Source organism: Myxococcus sp. AB025B (assembly GCF_006518215.1).
Lineage (GTDB): Bacteria > Myxococcota > Myxococcia > Myxococcales > Myxococcaceae > Myxococcus > Myxococcus fulvus.
Map to the genome: position 1 here is coordinate 1 of NZ_SRLW01000617.1, position 1,510 is coordinate 1,510.

The 1,510-nt window shown below is 69.1% G+C and carries 2 protein-coding genes; one reads left to right on the plus strand and one right to left on the minus strand.

Features of this window, described 5'->3' with window-relative positions; all coding sequences use genetic code 11:
* A partial coding sequence (locus FL311_RS43075; RefSeq protein WP_141333461.1) for a TetR/AcrR family transcriptional regulator occupies positions 1-616 on the minus strand: 616 nt, incomplete at its 3' end.
* 240 nt (positions 617-856) lie between these two features.
* Between FL311_RS43075 and FL311_RS43080 the strand changes: the two genes are divergently transcribed.
* Positions 857-1,510, plus strand: a 654-nt coding sequence (locus FL311_RS43080; RefSeq protein WP_141333463.1) for a TraB/GumN family protein, incomplete at its 3' end; no start/stop codon positions are given.

Below are 1,510 nucleotides of genomic sequence, written 5' to 3' on the forward strand. Positions count from 1 at the left end.
GCGCGGGGCGGGTGTCCAGGCCGTGGCGGATGAGGCCCATGGCGGTGTCGAGCACGCGCTCCAGGCCCGGGTCCTCCTCCCACAGCACCCAGCGCATGCCCAGGAAGTCACCGATGCCCATCAGGCAGTAGGCGAGCGCCTCCGGGTCCATGCGGCGCACCTCGCCCTCCTCCATGGCGCGCGACAGGCCGGTGACGTAGCCCTTGGCGAAGCGGTCGTAGTAGCGGCGGTAGCAGTCGGCGTCGACGAACTCGGCCTGGCGCACCACGCGGTAGAGGTTGGGGTGCTGGCGCACGAACTGGAAGAAGGTGCGCAGGCCCTCGCGCTCCACGTCGATGCGGTTGTCGCACTGGGAGGTGGAGTCCGCGATGAGCCGGCGCAGGCGCGTGCCCAGGTCGTCCACCACCTCGACGAAGATGGACTGCTTGTCCGGGAAGTAGACGTAGAATGTGCCGAGCGCCACGCCGCCCTTGCGCGTGATGTCCGCGATGGAGGCGCGCTCGTAGCCCTTCTCCCCGAAGACCGACTCGGCGGCCTTCAGCAGCTTCGCACGCGTCCGCTGACCTCGCGGTGTCACGGGTCCGGAGCGGTCTGGAGAAGTTGAAGGCCGATTCATGTTTCACCTAGCGGTAGCACCCGCTCAATGGGGTTGTCAAAGCGCGGAGAATGGCTCCGCGCGTCATGGACTGTGGGCGACGCAGGGCGTCACCGGAAGACCTCGTGTCTTCTGTGAGGAAGCGTACTCCGGAAGCCGTCCGAGGCAGCGCGGGCGTGCCAGGCCCCGGGGACGTTGTTCCTCGACGCAGTGCGTGCCCGGGTGGTTCGATGGGTGGACCATCTGGGGGAAGCCCACACCATGAAGCGCGCGTCGTCCCTGTCGTTGTCCTTGCTGTTGGTCGTGCTGCTCGGCGCGGGCTGCGCGTCCACACCGGCCGCGCGGAAGTACACCCCGGTGGACACGGGGAAGGCGTTCCTCTGGGAGGTGAAGGGGGCGGCAGGAGGCACGGCGTACCTGGTGGGGTCCATCCACATGGGGAAGCCGGGGGCGCTCGCGTTGCCGGCGTCGATGGACGCGGCGTTCGGCAAGGCGGAGGTGCTCGCGGTGGAGGTGGACACGACGAGGACGGACGCGGCCGCGATGGGGAAGCTGGTGCGTGAGCTGGGGATGTTGCCGGAGGGGCAGCGCCTGACGCAGCGGTTGGATCCGGCGACGCGGGATTTGTTGGGGAGAGCGGCGACGCGGCTGGGGGTGGAGGTGAAGGGGCTGGAGCGGTTGAGGCCATGGCTTGCGGGGCTGGTGCTCAACAACCTGGAGTTCGAGGCGGCGGGCTACAAGCAGGGGCACGGCGTGGACCGGGCGTTCCTGGACAAGGCGCACGGGGTGAAGAAGCAGGTGGTGGAGCTGGAGACGGCGGACGGGCAGCTGCGGATGCTCGCGGGCACGCCGGAGTCGCTACAGGACTTGATGTTGAGGGACCAGCTGCGGCGGGAGCAGGGGCCGGGGGAGATT